The 2,139-nt window shown below is 71.6% G+C and carries 3 protein-coding genes; all 3 read right to left on the reverse strand.

The window, feature by feature from the left end:
* Window positions 1–845, reverse strand: an 845-nt coding sequence (locus IY392_RS16160; protein WP_194861772.1) for a hypothetical protein, incomplete at its 3' end; no start/stop codon positions are given.
* Window positions 842–1,444 carry a signal peptidase I gene (locus tag IY392_RS16165; RefSeq protein WP_194861773.1) on the reverse strand — a complete coding sequence of 201 codons (603 nt, stop codon included), beginning with the start codon at window positions 1,442–1,444 and terminating at the stop codon, window positions 842–844. The genes IY392_RS16160 and IY392_RS16165, both read right to left, overlap by 4 nt.
* A 56-nt stretch (window positions 1,445–1,500) precedes the next feature.
* On the reverse strand, window positions 1,501–2,139 hold a 639-nt coding region (locus IY392_RS19345; RefSeq protein WP_228549522.1), incomplete at its 5' end, for a SipW-dependent-type signal peptide-containing protein.

Below are 2,139 nucleotides of genomic sequence, written 5' to 3' on the forward strand. Positions count from 1 at the left end.
GATCGGGAGGCACCGCATTCGGCGTGCGCCAGCACCATGTGCAGGACCCAGGGCTGCGACCCCAGGACATCCCCGGACGCCTCCACGTACAGGCGGAGCTGCGACATCGCGTACCCGTCCGACACCACGTGATGGTGCTGGAGGACGCCGTGGTAGGTGTACAGGCCGATGTCTCTGACAAAGGTGGTCTGCCGCCCCGGTGCGGGGATCTGGACACGATCACCGGAGTCGAAGAGGTTGCCGCCGATCGTCACCGGGTCTCCCGCGAGCCCGGCTCGCCCGATCTCGCCCGGAGTGCACGACGCGGTGGCGGTGATGGGGGTCGACGAGGTCCGGACGAGCGGCACTCTCACGAGGAGCGCCAGGGCCGATGCATCGACGTTCCGGACCTGGGACACGGCGTGACTCGCCGCCGCCCCGGCCTCCGGTTGATCGGGAAGCGGTCGGCAGTCGTCCGGCTGACGGTTGTCGCGCCGGGCGCATGTGCGCGTCTCGGCGCTGGCCCGCACCGAGCTCAGGAAGGTGCCCACCGACTCGGTGCTCCAGCTGCTGGGGCTGGCGGAGCGCGCGATCCAGGTGGTGGAGGGCGTGACCTCTCTCTGGACCGAACCGATGGCACTCGCCCCGGAGAGCCACGGCTTGAGTGCGCCGTAGCCGGCGGCGGACCGGGCGAAGTTCCTGCCGCCGTCAGGGCTCGCCCCGAACTCGGCGGCTCCCATCGCCCGGTCGGCCCACGCCGCCTCGGTGGGCCGAATGGTGCCCACGGCCAGCGCCGTCGTCATGACCAGGGCGAGGGCCCCGAACATGGCGACGAGCGCGCGCACCGGACGCTGCAGACCGGTCACCGTGCGACCTCGTCGTCGTCCTCGTCCTCGGCCACCGCTTCGGCCTCGTCGCGCCCGGGCCAGAAGGTCCACAGGACACCGACCGCGGCGAGCAGGGTGATCGAGCCCAGGACCAGCGGGTTGCCGGCCCAGACGATCGCGTTCGCGAGGCCGGGCACCGACCACAGCACCTTGCGCACGCTCTCCACCCGGTACATCCCCGGGTCGGGGTTGGGGTTCGCGTCCCCCTTCATCTGGATGAGCGCCTCACCCGGCGCCTGCGGGTGGACCTCGATCACCCGGTGGGTGACGGGCAGCCGGCCGGGCCTGTCGACGGTGACCACGTCCCCCACCCGGATCTCGTCCGCACCGATCTGCTTGACCACTGCGACCGAGCCCGCGGGGATCGTGGGGGACATGGACCCGGTCTTGAACATGATGAGGGTGATGTTCATCGTCACCGCCGCGAGCACGAGCCCGACCGCCACCACGCCACCCGCGGCGAGCAGGTTGGCCAACCCGCCGGCGAGGTAGGAGCCGACCGACCGACCGGGTGCGCGGTGCGCTCCCGCGGGACGGACCGGGGCGCTGCCGTGGGGGGCACTCGTTGCGCTCTGCATGGCTGTCATCTCTCGCGTGTCGTCGGCCGGTCTCAGGTCAGAAGGTCGCCGTGCGGTCAGGCGTCGTCGCTCTGGGCGTCGAAGGTCCAGTACACGGGGGCGGGCGCGATGCCGGCCGAGTCCAGGCCCGCGCTGCCGTCGAGCTGCGCGCGGAAGCACAGCCACGTGTAGGCGTTCTTCTCCACCCGCGTGGTGCGGGTCGTGGGAGCGGCGAGCGTGCCCACCGTCGTGAAGTTGGTGGCGGCCGACGAGCAGGTGGACGGCGGGGTGGAGCCACCACCGAGCTCGGCGATCGAGACGGCGACCTTGCTGGTCAGGGCGTTGGTGGCGACGCTCTGCTGCGAGATCGTGACGTTGGCGCCGAGGTTGCCCTTGTTCTCCCGCAGGCCCACCAGCTGGTAGACGGGCACGCCCGGGACGAGCGCCTTGGAGGCGGGCCCGAACTGCATGGTGCCGGCCTTGTCCTTGGTCACGAACTCGTTCCACCCCTCGGCGGCGTTGAAGTGGGCCTGGATGTTGAAGTCGCTGCCCGTGGTGCCGAACTCGCTCACGCCCCACGCGGTGTCCGACCAGGCCGCCAGCGTCACGGCGGCGCCGACGCCCAGCACCAGACCCGAGGCCATGATGGCCCGGGCCTTCTTGCGGCGGTTCTGCTTCGGCGCGGTCCGGGCGGGGGTGGGCGTGGTGCTCATGGG

Origin of the sequence: Dietzia sp. SYD-A1, assembly GCF_015356725.1 — a bacterium.
Taxonomy (GTDB): Bacteria; Actinomycetota; Actinomycetes; order Mycobacteriales; family Mycobacteriaceae; genus Dietzia.